We start from the raw sequence: 17733 nt of genomic DNA, 5'->3' as shown, positions 1-17733 counted from the left end.
AGAGAGACAAGCAACCAGAATTTCGCTGGAAATTCTGGTTGCTTTTATGTTTTTACTTCTCTTCAACCGGGAATTTGGAGCGTTGCCAATCCCGCCAGCCACCTTTTAGGGCATGTACGTTTGTATATCCCTTGGCTACGAGCTTTTGTGCCAAACTGGCACTTGTTGCTTCGTTGGGTCAGGCGCAGTAAAGGACGATCTTCTTGTCCTTGTCATAGCTGTCCGCCCAGTTGGAGAATTCATTCCCTGATGCCCGGATTGCGCCGGGGATCTTGAACTCGCTTGTACTCCAATCCCTCCCAGCCCTTACATCGAGAACGATTACATTTTCGGAACCTAATTCCGCCTTGAGTTCTTCCTTGCTTATCAGGCCGACGGAACTGGCAAATACACTGCCGGTAAACAGAAAGAATAGTATTAATGATAATCCGGTGATTCGTCTCATGTGGAACCTCCATTACGTTTTTTTTGGTTGTGGATGGGAACGATCTCAACGACCGGTGTCTTGGTAAGCCAATAGGCAGAGACCAACCCGATACCACCAATGGTGATGGCGAGCAGGGCTAGAATCGTTTCCCTCTGGGGGTCTGCTGCTAGTATCACAACAGCGGCAACTGCTATTATAAAACTGGTGATTAATCCTGTGACGGGTGAACTGTTATGGACTTCGTTCAGGATACGACTGGCTGCAAAACATTGGAGACCGGTAAGGACGAGCCATAGCAAAAGGGCGGCCCGGATAAAGGCCTCCAGTTTGTCGTCTCCTGCCAGACCGCTCATCATCAGCCCGCCTATAAGAATGGTAAAAACAACTATATAAATCCTGCGCCTCAAATTCCCGGGAGGATGGCCCGGTAACAGGCGGCGACCCGCCAATGCTGCAAAACCTTCGCTGGTGAGATGGAAGAGCATATTGACCAGCCCACAGGTGGAACTGATGATGAGGGTGCCCATCAGGAATCTACCTGGCTGGCCGAGTATGTTACGTGCGGCAATAAGATGGGGTATGGTTGAATCCTGCAGGCGGTCTGCAGGTACATGCTGGAGTGAGACCATGGACCAGAACAGGAACAGCAGAAGTGCAAGGAACAAGCCTGCAAAAGCAGGGACTCGGGAATTCTGGTAGCCGGAGGGCGCGATGTAATCAACTCCCAGGAAAAGCAACAGGCAGCCGACGAGTCCTGCTCCGGAAAATTGAAAACCGGTATCGACCGACAGAGGAGCCTGATCCGGAGAACTCGAAAGGCCGGCAAGAGTAAGGATTACCAGGCAGAGAACGGCTGTTCCTATGAACAGGGGCTGTGCGGCCCTGGCAACATTTTTACCAAGCAGGTGCAATCCGGCTATCAGGGCCAGCAGGATAAAACTGAAACCGAAATTGGGAAACCAGTAGACGAATATCTCATTAAAGGCAAAGCCGGCAGAAACCAGTAATCCGGTCGGCAACAAGAGCATGAGTAATGTTCGGGAAGCAAGCGTCAGGGTCATGGCAGGTAGTCGGCCAGCCCCCTGAACCAGCACCCCAACGTTGTCACCGGTTCCGTTGTTTCGTAGCAGGGGGTGGTGGATAACAGAGGCGGCTATGCCGGTGAGCAGGGCACAAAAGGCCATGGACAAAAGAAAAAGGGTCCTGTTCTGGGCGATGCCGTTGCCGAGTTTGACAAGGACATCTGCAGACAACATCCAGCCAAGTACCAGGCCGGTCATTATTATATTCTGCTTTAATGTCATATCGCTCCCTGTCTTGGTGTTGTATGATTATGAGAGTTGAGACAACTGCATACTATTCCCCAAAAATATATCTGATCTGTGAAATAGGATAAGTGGTATGGTGACAGTTTCAAGTTATCAACTATAACAATCTTATGGCCTTCTTATTCCTTGACATTCATTTTCATGCTATGGATGCTTGTAAAAACTGGAAAATTGTGGTTCGCACCCTGAACTCTCACTCCATTTTAAAAGATAATTGATGATAAAGACAAATCCTCGCGGCAGATTGCTGGTGGCCCTGGCAGTTATTCTGGCCATAGCTTTTATCGGCAGCTCTGTTCTTAACTACCGACTTACCAGGAACGCGGTGCATCAAGAAATCCTGCAGACCGATCTGCCGCTGACCATGGACAACATCTATTCAGAATTGTCTGCAGAGCTGGTGCGACCGATCCTTGTGGCCTCGAGTATGGCTCTCGATACTTTTCTCAAGGACTGGGTGATGGATGGCGAGCAGGATATTGCCAAGGTACAGAAGTACCTTCTGGAAATAAGTGAAAAGTATGACTTTTTCTCAGCATTTTTCATCTCTTCCCTGACCTCAAACTATTATCATTTTAAAGGTTTGCACAAGCAGATCACTCCCATTGATGAACATGATGTCTGGTATTATCGATTTCTTGCTTCCGGTAAGGAGTACGACCTTGATGTAGATAGTGATGAGGCGGCTGATAACACCCTGACGATATTTGTAAATTACCGGGTGGTTGATAATGAGGGGCGGTTGCTGGGAGTGACGGGAGTTGGGGTAAAGGTGGAGAGTCTTTCCAGGCTGGTGGGCAGTTATCAGGAAACGTTCAATCGTAAAGTGTATCTTGCGGACGCCGACGGTGTTATCCAGGTGCACGAGGACAGGGCCTTGATTGATTCTATGAAGATTGCGGAGATGGAAGGGCTTGGTGAGTTCGCTGAGGATATCGTGTCACGGTCCGCCGGGTATGAGAACTCTGAATATGAAATTGACGGTGACAGGATTTTGCTCAATGTCCGTTACATTGAAAAGATGGATTGGTATCTTTTTGTTGAGCATAATGAAACCGCATCGCTTAAAACCGCTCGGATGAATTTTCTTCGTTCAATAGGTATCGGTTTGTGTGCCACGATATTTATAATTCTGCTGACCCTGGCTACCTTGAATTATTATCAGCGAAGAGTCGACGAACTCATTGATACAGATGAGTTGACCGGTCTGGCCAACAGGCGAAAGCTTGAAAAACAGTTTATGCGAGAGGTGTATCATCATTCAAGGGACGGCAGGTGTTTTTGCCTTCTTCTTATTGACCTGGACGGCTTTAAGGAGGTCAATGATGTACTGGGCCACGTGGAAGGGGATTGTGTCTTGAGAACAATAGCTACCGAGATTAAGGAAGTGATAAGGCCGACCGACACCTTTGCCCGTTGGGGTGGAGATGAATTTGCCCTCCTGGTGGCCTCCGGAGTTGAGGATGCATTTCAAATGTCGGAACGCATCCTCGCTTGTGTGGCGAATATTGACTGGCCGGAGAAGGCAGGCGATAATGATCCGCGATTTCGGGTGACCGCATCATGCGGTCTCGCTGAATTCAGGGGCCAGGAAGAGTTGGATGCACTGCTTCAGCGAGCGGATAAAGCCCTCTACAAGTGTAAGGAGCGAGGGGGGAATTGCACAGTTGCAGGGTAAAAGAGTCCTGCTCCCGCCTGAATCCGCAATCAGGCGGGAAGGGTAGTGGCTGGGTGCATCATTTATAAGGATTCATGGTAAGGGTTGGACAGTGAACGCGTTTCAGGACCCGTTCTGCAACGCTGCCGAGAAGGATTTTTTCCAGCCCCTTGGCGCCATGGGTGCCGATGATGACCAACCCCGCTTTTTCGTCGGCTGCAAATCGTACGATGGTCTCAACGATTTCCCCTTTCATGACTGTACCACTTATTTTTTTGTACGCCTTCCTGCTGTCCTCTATCAGGTTGTTCATGGTTTCTTCCGCCCGCTGTACCCGTTCGTTGTTCAAGGTCTCAAGCGATGGACTACCGAGCATCATGTCACCTGGTGAATAGAATTCTGTGACGTGGATGAGGCTGATGTGTGCGTCGATTTTCCCTCCCATGTAAATGGCAAAATCAACAACTTTCTTGGTGTGTTTTTCCAGGTCTACCGGGACCACAATCTTAGTGATATCTTCCATGGAGTTCCTCCTTCATCTTTTGGAAACCCTGAATAGTAATCGCACAGTCCTGATAGTCTGCCCCTTCTAGGTTTCCTGGTGTGGATCGGTTGCAGTACGCCGCGAACGTAAGACAGTATGCCGTAAATCCCTGTAGTAGTTCCCTCCGTATATTCATTATATCATCTGCGCCTTAGCTTATTGAAGGAAAATGTCTCCTTGTTTTTTATGTGCAAATATCCTTGAAATGGGTACAATTGCCTGGTTGTTACCCGAGCCGAACCTGTTGAAAGCCAAGTCACTATTAAGTCACTATTTATTCATGCTGTAATATCTAGCTATGCTGCAACAATCATACAAAAAATACGAGCCTGTTCCCTGGGCAATCAGCTTTGTTATTCTACTTTCTTTCCTTGGTGTTATCGGGACAGCGGTCCAGGCAGGACTGATCGTCTTGAGTGGTGACATCCTTTGTCTCAACGATGGGTGCGAGATTGTCGAAAGCCTGACCAGGGTGCCGCCTCTTGTCTTCAATCTTGCCGGCTGTTTATATTTTCTTATCCTGCTCTGCTGTTTTTATAATGGCAGGAACGGATCGAAGTTCTGGTTAAAAAGCGGCAGGTTGCTACTCACGGCCGGGTTGGCCGCTGAGGGTGTGCTGGTCTCATTCCAGCACTACATTGCCCAGGTTTTTTGTTCCTATTGCTTGATTATCCTTGGCACAATAGTGCTTTTAAATCTCTTTGTCGGACTTCGTCAGCTTTTTGTCGGCCTGGTTATGTTTGCCTCCGTGGTACTGGCTTTTTCAGCCCTGGAATTTACCCCCGCCACTCAAGCTGACAAGACGGATCTTACTGATGGGACATATGCCCGCCTGCACCGGGAGACAGCTGATGATAGGCTTTTCCTGTTTTTTTCTGCCACCTGCCCCCATTGTGAAGATGTCATTGCGACCATTGACGAGAGTTTTACCTGTTCCGTAAATTTCAACCCGGTCAGCGAGGTTGAGTCGATTGGCGTAGCTGGTTCGGTATTGTCCGGTAGTTACTCTCCCGAGATAAATAAGAGCTTTCTGAAAAATCTGGGGATAAGTGAGATACCGGTCCTGATGGTCAAGAGTGAGAATGAGGTGGCGGTGCGTAAAGGGAAGAGCACGATTCTCTCATACCTTGAGGATAACTGTTACCCAAAAGCCGGAGAAAATCTTTCTGCACCAGTCCCGTCCGATTATGGGCAGAATGAGATGAGTGTTCAGACCACATCTGATGTTTCTTCCTACTACTCCCAACCGGAACCGGTCCAGGATGAAAGTTGCGGAGTGGAGGTCGACTGTGACCCCTTAGAACAGGGAGAGGACGCGCAGCAGTAATTTTTTATCGTACCACCCGGTATCCTCACCAATCAGACGCCCGGTATTTCTGCCGGGCTTTTTTTGTTTGCCCCTCCCCAAAAAATAATTAGGCGTAAAGGTGCTGGACTACGTCGCATTGGTGCCTCCGGAAGACAGCATGGATCGTCATATTTTCATTTACAGAGGGATGTTGTCATGCATATTGTTCGTATCCCCGTCCAATAATTGTGTTCCGATTCTGATTGGACCACATATCCCTGTTCTTGCTCTGCTTCTGCTGACAAGATCTGTCATTATCTGAAAACAGAAGTGTCTCATTTGTATTTTTTTGTAAAAACATTGGGATATCGAGGCCCTTTCTGCATTTGTGGTTATGAGGGAGAGGCGGTATCTTGCAGTGAAAACAAATTAACAACGTTTCGCGAAAGTGGCAAGTTGACCCTGACCCAAATGAGCCCTCATTCAGTGTAATAGTTTATCACATTGAAAATACATGATTAAAAGCATGTTGATTTGTGTTGTGCTATCTGGTAATAATGTTACATTGAATGGTCTATTGTTTAGACAGAACTGTCTCCCGGGCTCTTCCTCAATGGTTGTCCTGTTGGAGGCAAATGTGTGTCGGCTGTCAAGTCGACCGCAAATTTACAGTTTCCAGGAAGAGAGTGAACATGACATTGAAGATGAATGCAGGGGCTCTTTCACCGGAGTCGATCAGGAAGCTGAATGAGCTGAGTGGGGAAAACGTCAAAGTCTGTATGCAGTGCGCTACCTGCACCGGTATGTGCCCTATGGCTGCAGAAATGGAGTTTAGCCCCCGCAAGGTTATGCATTTGGCGCAGTTCGGGTTGCAGAGCAAACTTGAGGATATCAACACCTACTGGAAGTGTGCGTCGTGCCATGCGTGCACGGTCAAGTGCCCCAGGGGTATCGATATCGCCAAGGTGATGGAAGCCTTACGGCAGTTGTCACTGCGTACCGGGAAAAATCATATTGAGCCTTCGGAAATGTCAGCCGAAACAATTGCGGAACTGCCGCAGATCGCTTTGGTTGCCGGATTTAGAAAATTGACCAGCTAGGGAGAGCAATGAAGATTAGTTATTATCCAGGATGCACCCTTAAAACCAAAGCCAGGAATCTGGATAAGGCGGCGATTGCCTCTTTGGAGACGCTGGGTGTCGAGGTTGAGGAGATTGACCGCTGGAACTGTTGCGGAGCTGTTTATTCACTTACGGCCGATGACCTGATTCATCAGGTGGGGCCGGTACGCAACCTTATCAGGGCAAAAGAAAAAGGAGCTGATAAGCTCGTGACCCTCTGTGCCATGTGTTACAACACCCTGGCCAGGGCGAATCAATTGATGCGCGAAGATGAGGAAAAACGCGATACCATCAATCGGTTTATGGATGACGAAATTGATTATGCGGGCGAGGTCGAGGTTGTGCACTACCTCACCTTTCTTGCCGAGCAGGTGGGGTGGGATAAAATAAAGGAAGCGGTGAAGCAACCGCTCAGCGACCTGCAGGTAGGTACCTATTACGGGTGTACACTGCAGCGGCCTGCCGATGTTGGAATTGAGCCTTTCGGCAGTTTTGAGCTGATGACGAAGCTGTTCGAAGCCCTGGGGGCGGAGGTTGTACCCTTTACGGCTGCGGACAAGTGCTGCGGCTCGTACCAGGTGCTCGGGGTGGCCCCGGGTGAGAACCAGGCTGCCGCAACTGTTTTAAACAGTGCCTCCGAGAGTGGGATAGAGGCATTGGCTACCAGTTGCCCATTATGTGAGTATAACCTTGGTAAGCAGCAAAAGCAGATGATGGAGAAGGGCGCTATCGAAAAGACCGTGCCTACCTACTACTTCACCCAGTTACTGGCGGTGGCCCTCGGTCTTGAACAGGAGGTTTGTCACTTTGAGCTAAATGACAGCCAGAGTCTGGAATTACTGCAAGAGAAAAAATGTCTGGTCGCTGCCTAAGGTTTGGCAAGGCGAGCATAGATCTTATGAGTGAATGGAGATAAACCATGTGTGAAACAAGTGCAACAACACCCAAAGTAGCTACAGGGGACCGGGCAATCTTACCGGAGGGCGCCAAGACCATCCCTATTTATGTCATGGGCAAGCAGTATGAGGTGCCGGAGACGCTGACCATCATGAAGGCGATGGAGTTTGCGGGTTTTCGTTTCCTGCGCGGTGCCGGTTGTCGCGGTGGTATCTGTGGTGCCTGTCCTACAGTGTACCGGATGGCGGGCGACTATAAACTGCATTTCGGGCTTGCCTGCCAGACGGTGGTTGAGCCGGATATGTATCTTGCCCAGATCCCGTTTTTCCCGGCCAACCGTGCCGATTACAGTCTAGAGGAAATGAACGGCCTGGCGGATGCGATTCATGCCTTGTACCCTGAGCTGTTCCGCTGTGTCGCCTGTAATCTCTGTTCCAAGGCATGTCCCATGGATGTCGATGTCCTCGGCTATATCTCTGCCCTCAAACAGGGAGATATTGAAAAAGCAGCGCGAATGTCCTTTGACTGTATCCAGTGCGGACTCTGCGCCAGCAGGTGTATGGGTGAAATACCTCAATATCATATCGCCCAGTTGGCCCGCAGGGTGTTTGCCCGATTTATCCAGCCGCAGGCCGAACACCTGAAAAACAGGGTCGGTGAAATCGAAGGCGGAAAGTATGATCCGATGCTCGATAAAATGAGCGGAATGTCGAAGGAAGATCTTGAAAAGAGGTATGTCGAGAGGGAGCGCGAGCCGGATATGGCAGAGGCGGGAACCTGGATGCCTCAGGATACAAGCCATTTATAATGCGGGCATAACTAATCCAGGAGATTATCATGGGATATACACCGGAATTACAGGAACTGATAAAAAGAGTTGAGGCAACCCGCCCCGAGCGTGTCGCGATGGCCAAGAGAGGCGAGCATTATCCTGCCCTCTCAATGGCAGAGAGAGATGTGGTATTAGGGAAGCATCATCCGGATTACCAGGAGGACGCCAAGCTGAAAGTAAAGGTCGGACCTAATAAGGGCGACGTTTTTCAGGAAGGTGTAGCACGATTACTTGAGTCGAAATCTATTGTGCGTCCTGGACTGGTTGATCTGAAGAAGATTGATCATGAGACTGATGTACTGGTCATCGGCGGCGGCGGCGCAGGTACCTCTGCGGCCATTATGGCAGCAGATGGGGGCTGTGATGTAATAGTCGCAAATAAGCTGCGCCACGGCGACTCCAACACTATCATGGCGGAAGGCGGCATCCAGGCGGCGACCCAGGAGTGTGATTCTCCTTATTATCATTTTCTCGACACGATTGGTGGTGGCCATTTCACCAACCAGCGTGACCTGGTCGCAGCGTTAGCCAAGGATGCACCTCTTTCCATTGCCTGGCTTGAGAGCCTGGGCATGATGTTTAACAAGTATGAAGATGGTCGGACCGTTGTTCGTCACTGTGGTGGATCATCACGCAAGAGGCTGCAGTCATCCGGCGATATGACCGGTGCAGAGATCATGCGGGTGGTACGGGATGAGGCCAGGAACCGGGCGGATAAAATCACGGTGCTTGAGTTCAGTCCGGCGATTGAGTTATTGCTCGATAGTGACGGTAAATGTGCCGGTGCCATATTGTTCAATATGGAAACCAAGGAATTTTCCGTGGTCAAGGCCAAGGCTGTGGTCATGGCCACTGGTGGTTTCGGCCGTCTTCACGTAAAAGGGTTTGCTACGACAAATCATTACGGTGCAACCATGGACGGTGTTGTGATGGCATATCGCGCAGGTATTGGCAATAAGTCACTGCACTCCACCCAGTATCATCCGACAGGTGTTGCGTATCCGGAGCAAAACGTTGGCCTGTTGATTACCGAAAAGGTACGTGGCCTTGGTGCCCACGTCTTAAATGTTGACGGTGAGCAGTTCTGCTTCCCGCTTGAGCCGCGTGATGTTGAATCTGCAGAGTTGATCCAGGAGGCGATGGAAAAGGGCAAGGGCATCATGACCCCTACCGGGCGTGTTGGTCTCTGGCTCGATTCCCCGATGATTGAGGAGCTGCACGGGCCAGGTTCTGTTCGTAAAGAACTGCCCGCCAAGTTTATTCAGTTTGAGCGTCACGGAATCGATATCAGCAAGCAACCGATGCTTGTTTACCCGACACTCCATTACCAGAACGGTGGTATCAACGTTAATGGTGATTCAGAAACTGAACTGGCCGGATTGTACGGTGCCGGTGAGGTTATCGGTGGTGTCCATGGTGAGAACCGGCTGATGGGCAACAGCCTGCAGGACATCATAACTTTTGGCCGAAGGGCCGGTATTGGGGCTGCAAAATATGTTAACGGTGGCGTCGAGGTGAAGGATTTGAGTCTCGACCACGTGGTGAAGTTCGAGAAAGAACTGGAAGAGGCCGGGATTGAAAATCCGGCTGTCGCCCCGATCATTCTGCCGGACTATTCAACAGACGAGGTTGCGAAAAAACGCTGGCCGGAAGCATTGACTGAAGGTACCCCTGGCGTCTAACTTGAAGGTGAAGGACCAAAAAGTAGTACTGTTGTAGCTGTAAACTCCTCTCTGAAAACCGCCATACTGAAAAGGTATGGCGGTTTTTGTCTTACATCGGGAATTATATGCCGTCTGCCAGCACGGAACCAGGGCCGGCCAGGGGCCGGAAGCTTTTCTTACTGGCCTGGCAGAACGGGCAGGACCAGTCATCCGGCAGGTCTTTAAATGCGGTTCCTGGCGGTGTGTCGGTTTTGGGTTCCCCCTTATCCGGGTCGTAAATATATCCGCAATTACTGATCTGGCACTGATACATGTCCTTGGGCAGGGCCATCTGGATTCCTCCTGATAGGTGTGTATGGCAGAAACTGCTGTAAGTAGCGTACCTTTACCCTAGTACCCGTTCAATCATATATCGGCTGAGAGAAGACAGGGAACCGGAAGGTCGCTGGCAATTTTCTTAATTTATCACGTTCTTTCACTCTATTTCAATGGGTTTTCGAAATCCGGATGATGCAGGCGTGATGTTTTTATGTGGCAAGGACGATATCTTGTCTGAAAAAACGGAGCGATTTTGGCTCTGGCGGCTCATGTGTATATCTGGTCATTCATGAGATCAATATCATGCGAGGTTGATATATATTGCACACATTGTATGGAGGGACATGGATTTGCAGAGGATTATAATGTAGCAAATGGCATCCCCTCCATGAATGTCATGGTTAATTGTAGACGAATATCGTGATAATTTCGGCGGAACCTGACTAGGTATAGCGGTGTGATTGTCAATCTGTCTGATTTTTCAGACGTTGTTTTGCTGGATTCAGTTATCAGATAGAAAAGAACTATGAATTGTCAATACAGTATGATAGAGCCTTTTGCAAGAATCTATAGAAGGGGGTGTTTTTCCTGAATGTAAGAACATGATGAATGATTTTCAGGCAGGGTTAATCCGGTTTTACAGATTTGGAAGGACTTTGAGTCGTGAGTCATAAGGAAGAAGTACAGACAAATGAAAGGATAGGAATACCATTCGGTAAAGAATATTATATAAAATATAGAAATAACTATATAAAATGTAAATTTGGTGAGTCATCTGGCTCTTTGCCGGGAAGAAAAAGAAATCTGGCATGGCGGTTGCTATAATGAAAACGTACGGTGCAAAGAAGTACAAGCAGTAGGCATCGTATGACTGTAAATACCAGGTTTGCCAGGCTGTAACCGTCAAGTACAGGTGGGGTGCAGAGACAGGTTTAGCCTGGCATGCCAGGTATTTACTATCATCTCTTCAGGTCGCAACTGATTATGACGACCGGGTTTAGCTAGGATTGAAGTGCTGGTCCAAAGGGTGAACCATGAGGTGAACAGGTCAACAAGCACATGATATTCCGACGCTGTGAACAGCATATCTGGCATGTTCCTCGTCGGAATAGCATTCTGTACTTTTCTGATTTTCTCTCCTTTTTTACATTTCCTGCAGGATTTTCTTAACGATGTTTCCGTCCACGCTTGAACCGAAATGGGTCATGATAGGGCGCATTGCCTGCATCTTGTTATTAAACTCAGAGAAATCGATATTGCCGGCTATCCAGGCCCGGATATCCTCTTCACTCGCCTGGGCAGGCAAATACCCTTCAAGCACCGTAATATACCCCGTATCACTTTCACCTGAGGCGGCGAGCAGTTCTTTTTCCGATTTTATGAGTTTCTTGATGATTTGTATAACCTGTTCATCACTCAACTCTTTTTCAGGTTGACGCTGAAATTCCCCTATTAAAATACGGATGGCACCGGTTTTTACGGAATCCTTTGCTTTCATGGCGTCTTTCAAGCCGCCCTGGATCGTATTTTGTAAACTCATATATATTCTCCTTGTAAAATAGTTTCCGGGTGTTAACAATGAAGGTATTCCTTCTGTCAGGCAGGAGCCTGACAGAACCGTATAGACTGTTCAGGATGCTAATCGTCTAACGGGTTTGGATGGTACAACAAAATAATGCTACAATTTACCTGTTGCTCTCCCCATGGTCAATTAAAAGACCGGAGTGGGTAAATTTGAAAAATGGCCATATTTTTTTGTTCTACCGAAATGTAGCGGTTCCTAATTTTATTCAGAACTTTTAATATATTGTATACAATGATAAGGATGAGGCCCTGAAATAGCCAAGGGGGCTTAATTTTTTCGAGTTGTTGACTGGTTCTTATTTTGAACCAGATCGGCTGTTCGGTCTTGCCAGAAGATCGAATTAGGTATAAATAAACACCTGGAACAAGAGGAGTCTTGTAGCTGCTGTGCGATAATAATCTATTTATATCACAGCAAAAAAAAATCAATTTAATGGAGGAATTCGATGAAAAGAGTCCATGCGTTGTTGGTAGCATTGTGTTGCTTTGCGATCTTGGGTTCGACCGCTGCTTTTGGCGGAACCACCCTTCGTGTTGCTTCCATGGGTGAACCTGCATCACTTGATCCACATAAGGTGAGCGGTACCTGGGAGAATTACATTGTCGGAGATATGTTTCTCGGTCTGACGACTGAGGATCCAAAGTCCAAAGCTGTTCCAGGTGTTGCGGAATCATGGACCGTCTCAGAAGATGGTAAGACGTATACCTTCAAGCTGCGCAAATCAATGTGGTCTGACGGCACTCCGCTGACCGCCAATGATTTTGTTTTCTCCATGCAGCGTATCCTGCTGCCTGAGACCGCAGCAGAATATGCCTCCCTGCTGTATATTATCGAAGGAGCGGAAGCAATTAATACCGGTAAAGCGGAAGCTTCGACTCTGGCTGTAAAAGCTATCGACGATTATACCCTCGAGATCAAATTGACCGGACCTGCTCCGTATTTTCTTGAACTGCTGACCCATTACACCGCTTATCCCGTTCCCAAACATGTTATCGAGGCAAAAGGCAAGGAATGGACCAAGCCGGCGAATATGGTTGTGAACGGTCCATACAAACTTGTTGAATGGCTGCCGAACACCCACGTGAAGCTGACCAAAAACGACAAGTGGTGGGGCGCTGCCGATCTGAAGATCGACGATATCACCTTTTACACCCAGGAAGACCGTGCAGCGGTACAAAAGCGTTTTCGTGCGGGTGAGATTGATGTCGCGATGGACTTTGCCTCCGATCAGATCGAGTGGCTGAAAAAGAACCTGCCGGATGAGACCCGTATTGCTCCTTACATGGGATGCTACTATTATCCGATTAATTCCGCCAAAGAGCCATTTACCGATGTTCGCATAAGAAAAGCTCTTTCCATGGCTGTCAATCGTGAAGCTATCGTCGACAAGGTGCTGAAGACCGGTGAGCTTGCAGCGTACTCCTTCGTACCCCCGGGAGTTGCCTACTATGACAACCCGGCAGAAGTTGAGTGGAAAGACACTCCGTATGGCGAGCGTGTGAAGATGGCCAAGGCCCTGCTTAAAGAAGCCGGATATGACGAGAAGAACCCTCTGGAGCTGACGCTCAGGTACAACACCTCTGAAAATCACAAGCGTATCGCCGTTGCCGTAGCTTCAATGTGGAAGCAGATTGGCGTGAAAACCGAACTGTTCAATTCAGAAGTAAAGGTTCACTACGCTGACCTCAAGCAAGGTGATTTCCAGGTGGCCCGTGCCGGTTGGATTGCCGACTATAATGATGCCCAGAACTTCCTGTACCTGCTTGAAACCCGGACCGGAGCGAACAACTATGGCCGGTATTCCAATCCGGAGTATGACAGCCTGATGAAGCAGGCTGAGGTTACCGCCGATCTTGTTAAGCGTGGTGAGTTGATGCGTAAGGCCGAGGCTATGGCTATGGCTGATCAGCCGGTAATCCCTATCTATCACTATGTATCAAAGAACCTCGTCAGCAAGAAAGTTGTCGGATTTGAAGATAACCCGAAAGACATTCATCGCTGGCGTTATGTTTCCCTGAAGTAGTTTTGTATAATCCATCACAGGAGCCCTGGCGGCTCCTGTGATGTTTTTGTCTTTTGAATCCGGACAACTTCAGGAGAATCAGATGTTTGCTTACGCTGTTCGTCGTCTGGGAAGTGCTATTCCCACACTCTTCATTATCATTACCATTGCCTTTTTCATGATGCGCATGGCTCCGGGCGGTCCGTTTGACCGCGAGCGACAGTTGCCGCCGGAGATCGAGGCCAATATCCTGAAAGCCTATAATCTCGACAAGCCGATCCACGAGCAGTATATCGACTACATGAAGAATATCCTGCAAGGGGATTTCGGCCCATCGTACAAATACCTCGATTTTACCGTCAACGACCTCATCAAGGCAGGATTCCCGGTGAGCCTTCGTCTCGGAATGGCAGCAATTTTTCTCGCTATTGTGTTCGGGGTAACTACCGGGACTATCGCCGCACTGAACCAGAATTCCACTTTCGATTATTGTGTGATGGGCATGGCCATGACGGGGATTGTGATCCCTAACTTTGTCATGGCGCCGCTTCTGGCATTGGTGTTTGGGGTGTATCTCTCCTGGCTGCCGGTGGCCGGATGGGGGGGGGGAGCCCTGCAATATTCCATATTGCCGGTTGTTACCCTGGCCCTGCCGCAGATAGCCTATGTCGCCCGCTTGACCCGTGGTTCCATGGTGGAGACCATGCACTCCAATCATATCCGGACTGCTCGTGCGAAAGGGTTGACCGAACAAATTGTAGTAGTCCGGCACGCTTTAAAGGGTGGCTTACTACCAGTCGTCTCCTATCTTGGTCCTGCGACGGCGGCAGTTATTACAGGCTCGGTGGTTATCGAATCGATCTTTGATGTACCCGGAATCGGGAGATACTTTGTAAACGGTGCACTCAATCGAGACTATCCGGTAGTGATGGGGGTTGTGATCTTCTATGCGGTTCTCATCATTTGCCTGAATTTGATCGTTGACCTGATATACGGGTTCCTCGATCCGAGAGTGAAGGTTGAATAGTGGGAACGAAATCATACATACAAGACGGGCTTAACGGGCTTGAGTCGGCAGAAGTGGTGAAGGGGCGGTCCCTGTGGCAGGACGCACGGCGGCGACTTTTTCATAATAAAGCGGCAGTAGTCTCCATGATACTGCTCTCCATTATCGTGGTTCTGGCGATTGTTGCACCCCTGCTCTCACCATGGGCCTATGATGAACCGGACTGGGGGTACGATTTTCCCGGTCCGCCCAATATGGAGCTCAAACACTGGTTTGGCACTGACGGAAACGGGCGGGATTTGTTTGTCCGGACCCTGTATGGGGCACGCATCTCGCTTATGGTCGGGGTCCTTGCCACCACAGTCAGTCTTCTTATCGGCGTGACCTACGGCGCGACTTCCGGTTTTCTCGGCGGACGGACGGATAACGTGATGATGCGGATAGTGGATATTCTTTACTCCCTGCCGTTTATGTTTTTTGTGATATTGCTGATGGTCTTTTTTGGCCGGAATATCTTTCTTATTTTTGTGGCGCTCGGTGCCGTCGAGTGGCTTACCATGGCCCGGATAGTGAGGGGCCAGACCCTGTCGGTGAAGAAGAAGGACTTTATTGAAGCGGCCCATGCAGTGGGTGTATCGAACTGGAAAATTATTCTCCGCCACATTATCCCCAATGTGCTGGGTCCGGTCATCGTCTATATGACACTGACTATTCCCATGGTAATCCTGACAGAGAGTTTTCTCTCGTTCCTCGGACTGGGTGTCCAGGAGCCGTTGACCAGCTGGGGGGTTTTGATATCAGAAGGAGCGAAGCAGATGGAGTCAGCCCCGTGGCTGCTGATCTTTCCTGCGACCTTCCTGGCCTTGACCCTTTTCTGTTTTAACTTCATCGGTGACGGTCTGCGCGATGCCCTGGACCCGAAGGATAGATAATTATGCTGCTTGATGTACAGAATCTAACCACACGATTTCACACCCATGACGGCGAGGTCTGCGCCGTTAATGACGTGAGTTTCTCGGTCCAGGCCGGAGAATGTCTCGGTATTGTCGGTGAGTCCGGATCCGGTAAGACCCAGGTCTTCATGTCGCTTATGGGGTTGCTGGCTAAAAATGGTACGACTGAAGGCAAAGTGTATTTTGAAGGGGAGCAGATCCTTGGCCTCAGCCCAAAAGATCTCAACCGGCTCCGTGGCGTCGAGTTCTCGATGATTTTCCAGGACCCGATGACATCGCTCAACCCGTATCTCAGGATCTCCAAGCAGATGACCGAGGTGCTGGTGGAACATCGTGGCATGAGTGAGGAAAAGGCTGCTGTGACCTCTATCGAGATGCTGGATCTGGTGGGTATCCCGGAATCAAAAAAACGGTTTCGCATGTATCCCCATGAATTTTCAGGTGGTATGCGTCAGCGTGTCATGATTGCCATGGCGCTTCTCTGCCAGCCAAAACTGCTGATCGCCGATGAACCAACTACCGCCCTTGATGTAACCGTGCAGGCCCAGATTCTCGAACTCCTCGCCCGGCTGGGCCGTGAACTGAATATGGCCACTGTCATGATCACCCATGATCTGGGGGTTATTGCAGGTTTAAGCGACCGGGTAGTGGTAATGTACGGGGGCAGGATCGTCGAGCAGGCTACGGTCAGCGAGGTCTTCCATGATCCCCAGCATCCGTATACGAAAGGTCTGCTGAGCTCCATGCCGAGGCTTGATGAGGAGAGAGAGGGGACCCTGTATACCATCCCGGGTCAGCCACCCGATCTGCAGGATTTGCCGGATGGATGCAGCTATGCCCCGCGTTGTACTTATGCGATGGACAAATGCAACCTGGAGCGACCGCCTCTGGAGGATATTGAAGGAGATCGTAAGAAGGCCTGTTTCCTGGAGAAAATGGTATGAGCATGAGCGTGAATACAACAGAGAATCCGATTCTTTCGGTCAACGGTCTCAAGGTCTATTTCCCCATTGATTCAGGCAAGCTGTTTGTTCCCCCGACGCCGTTAAAAGCGGTTGATGACGTGAGCTTTTCCATCTACAGCGGGGAAACCCTCGGGATAGTTGGCGAGTCGGGTTGTGGGAAATCGACGCTGGGGCGGGGTGTGCTTCAACTGCTTGACTTATCCGGAGGTCAGGTCGTCTGGCAGGGGGACCATATTGAGGGGCTGGGCCCGAAAGAGATGATCTCGTATCGCAAGGAGCTGCAGATTATCTTTCAGGATCCGTTGGCGAGTCTCAACCCGCGTATGACCATCGGTGATATTATTGCCGAGCCGCTCACCGTCCACTATCCGGAGTTAGGCAATGGTGAGAAAAAAGAGCGTGTCGCGGAGATGATGGAGCAGGTGGGCCTGTTGCCACTTATGATCAACCGGTATCCCCATGAGTTTTCGGGAGGGCAGTGTCAGCGTATTGGTGTCGCCCGGGCCATGATTCTGAAACCAAAACTCATTGTCTGTGACGAACCGGTTTCAGCCCTTGACGTTTCCATCCAGGCCCAGATAATCAACCTGATTCAGGAGCTGCAAAAAACCTTCGGGTTGTCACTGATCTTTATCAGCCATGATCTTTCCATAGTACGGCATATCAGTCACCGTATTATGGTCCTTTATCTTGGGAACGTCATGGAGATTGCGGATAAGAAAAACCTCTATGCAGCCCCAAAGCATCCGTATACCAGGGCGTTGATATCCGCTGTGCCAATTCCTGACCCGGATAAGGAAAAAAACAAGCAGAGGATCGTGTTGGAAGGCGATCTGCCCTCACCGCTGGCCCCTCCCTCTGGTTGTGTTTTCCGTACCCGCTGCCCGCTGGCCCAGCCATTATGCGCGAAGCAGAAACCAGCTCTTACGGAGGTCGCAGCCAATCACCAGGTTGCCTGTCACTTCTGGGAGCAGCAATAATGCAGAATTTAATTCAGTACCGAAAAACAAAATACCCGTTTCACAGTCAGAATGAAGCGGGAATTTTGTTCCTTGCTGCCTATTCAGACGGAACTCCGTTTTCCAGCCACTGTCCTTGTTTTTAAACCCGTCATTAAGGCGCAGTAATGGTGTCTTGGCACCACGA

The 17733-nt window shown here is 49.5% G+C and carries 16 protein-coding genes; 11 read left to right on the top strand and 5 right to left on the bottom strand.

What is annotated here, in order from left to right; translation table 11 throughout:
- Positions 1-52: 52 nt before the first annotated feature.
- Both GA520_RS23330 and GA520_RS23325 read right to left on the bottom strand, forming a co-directional pair.
- A complete protein-coding gene (locus GA520_RS23330; RefSeq protein WP_263577238.1) occupies positions 53-445 on the bottom strand; it encodes a rhodanese-related (seleno)protein in 393 nt (130 codons plus the stop codon).
- Positions 442-1731, bottom strand: a complete 1290-nt coding sequence (locus tag GA520_RS23325) for a hypothetical protein (RefSeq protein WP_163335823.1) — start codon at positions 1729-1731, stop codon at positions 442-444. Before GA520_RS23325 ends, GA520_RS23330 begins: the two co-directional genes overlap by 4 nt.
- A gap of 241 nt (positions 1732-1972) precedes the next feature.
- Here GA520_RS23325 and GA520_RS23320 point away from each other — a divergent pair, with 241 nt between their 5' ends.
- The gene (locus GA520_RS23320) at positions 1973-3433 is read left to right on the top strand and encodes a diguanylate cyclase (RefSeq protein WP_163335822.1); all 1461 of its coding nucleotides are present in this window, start codon (positions 1973-1975) and stop codon (positions 3431-3433) included.
- A gap of 58 nt (positions 3434-3491) precedes the next feature.
- On the opposite strand, the gene GA520_RS23315 is transcribed toward GA520_RS23320, so the two are convergent.
- The gene (locus GA520_RS23315; RefSeq protein ID WP_163335821.1) at positions 3492-3935 is read right to left on the bottom strand and encodes a universal stress protein; all 444 of its coding nucleotides are present in this window, start codon (positions 3933-3935) and stop codon (positions 3492-3494) included.
- A 319-nt stretch (positions 3936-4254) separates the two neighbouring features.
- On the opposite strand from GA520_RS23315, the gene GA520_RS23310 reads away from it, so the two are divergent.
- From GA520_RS23310 to GA520_RS23290, 5 genes are all read left to right on the top strand, one after another.
- Positions 4255-5283 (top strand): hypothetical protein, encoded by a 1029-nt coding sequence (locus GA520_RS23310; protein ID WP_163335820.1) that lies wholly within the window; start codon positions 4255-4257, stop codon positions 5281-5283.
- A 653-nt stretch (positions 5284-5936) separates the two neighbouring features.
- Positions 5937-6344 carry a 4Fe-4S dicluster domain-containing protein gene (locus tag GA520_RS23305; protein ID WP_163335819.1) on the top strand — a complete coding sequence of 136 codons (408 nt, stop codon included), beginning with the start codon at positions 5937-5939 and terminating at the stop codon, positions 6342-6344.
- Positions 6345-6352: 8 nt separating this feature from the next.
- Positions 6353-7237 (top strand): CoB--CoM heterodisulfide reductase iron-sulfur subunit B family protein, encoded by an 885-nt coding sequence (locus tag GA520_RS23300; protein WP_163335818.1) that lies wholly within the window; start codon positions 6353-6355, stop codon positions 7235-7237.
- Positions 7238-7284: 47 nt separating this feature from the next.
- A complete protein-coding gene (locus GA520_RS23295; protein WP_163335817.1) occupies positions 7285-8070 on the top strand; it encodes a 2Fe-2S iron-sulfur cluster binding domain-containing protein in 786 nt (261 codons plus the stop codon).
- 29 nt (positions 8071-8099) lie between these two features.
- Positions 8100-9776 (top strand): FAD-binding protein, encoded by a 1677-nt coding sequence (locus tag GA520_RS23290; protein ID WP_163335816.1) that lies wholly within the window; start codon positions 8100-8102, stop codon positions 9774-9776.
- Positions 9777-9879: 103 nt separating this feature from the next.
- Here the strand turns inward: GA520_RS23290 and GA520_RS23285 are convergent, their stop codons facing one another.
- Together GA520_RS23285 and GA520_RS23280 are read right to left on the bottom strand one after the other, a co-directional pair.
- Positions 9880-10089: a rubredoxin gene (locus GA520_RS23285; RefSeq protein ID WP_163335815.1), complete on the bottom strand. Its 210-nt coding sequence runs from the start codon at positions 10087-10089 to the stop codon at positions 9880-9882.
- 1131 nt (positions 10090-11220) lie between these two features.
- Positions 11221-11616, bottom strand: coding sequence for a GatB/YqeY domain-containing protein (locus GA520_RS23280; RefSeq protein ID WP_163335814.1), 396 nt, complete (start codon positions 11614-11616; stop codon positions 11221-11223).
- A 490-nt stretch (positions 11617-12106) separates the two neighbouring features.
- Between GA520_RS23280 and GA520_RS23275 the strand changes: the two genes are divergently transcribed.
- From GA520_RS23275 to GA520_RS23255, 5 genes are all read left to right on the top strand, one after another.
- Entirely contained in the window at positions 12107-13684 is a 1578-nt protein-coding gene (locus GA520_RS23275; protein WP_163335813.1) for a peptide ABC transporter substrate-binding protein, read from the top strand.
- Between the two features lie 82 nt (positions 13685-13766).
- A complete protein-coding gene (gene oppB / locus GA520_RS23270; RefSeq protein WP_163335812.1) occupies positions 13767-14690 on the top strand; it encodes an oligopeptide ABC transporter permease OppB in 924 nt (307 codons plus the stop codon).
- Positions 14687-15601: an oligopeptide ABC transporter permease OppC gene (gene oppC / locus GA520_RS23265; protein WP_370362816.1), complete on the top strand. Its 915-nt coding sequence runs from the start codon at positions 14687-14689 to the stop codon at positions 15599-15601. The genes oppB and oppC overlap by 4 nt, the downstream gene beginning before the upstream one ends.
- Before the next feature lie 2 nt (positions 15602-15603).
- Positions 15604-16566 (top strand): ABC transporter ATP-binding protein, encoded by a 963-nt coding sequence (locus tag GA520_RS23260; RefSeq protein WP_163335810.1) that lies wholly within the window; start codon positions 15604-15606, stop codon positions 16564-16566.
- Positions 16563-17567 (top strand): ABC transporter ATP-binding protein, encoded by a 1005-nt coding sequence (locus GA520_RS23255; protein WP_304511265.1) that lies wholly within the window; start codon positions 16563-16565, stop codon positions 17565-17567. The genes GA520_RS23260 and GA520_RS23255 overlap by 4 nt, the downstream gene beginning before the upstream one ends.
- Positions 17568-17733: the final 166 nt, after the last annotated feature.

The sequence above is a fragment of the Desulfopila sp. IMCC35008 genome, assembly GCF_010646885.2.
Classification (GTDB): Bacteria; Desulfobacterota; Desulfobulbia; order Desulfobulbales; family Desulfocapsaceae; genus Desulfopila.
Note: the sequence above shows the minus strand (reverse complement) of the source record. Positions and strands in the feature narration are given on the sequence as shown.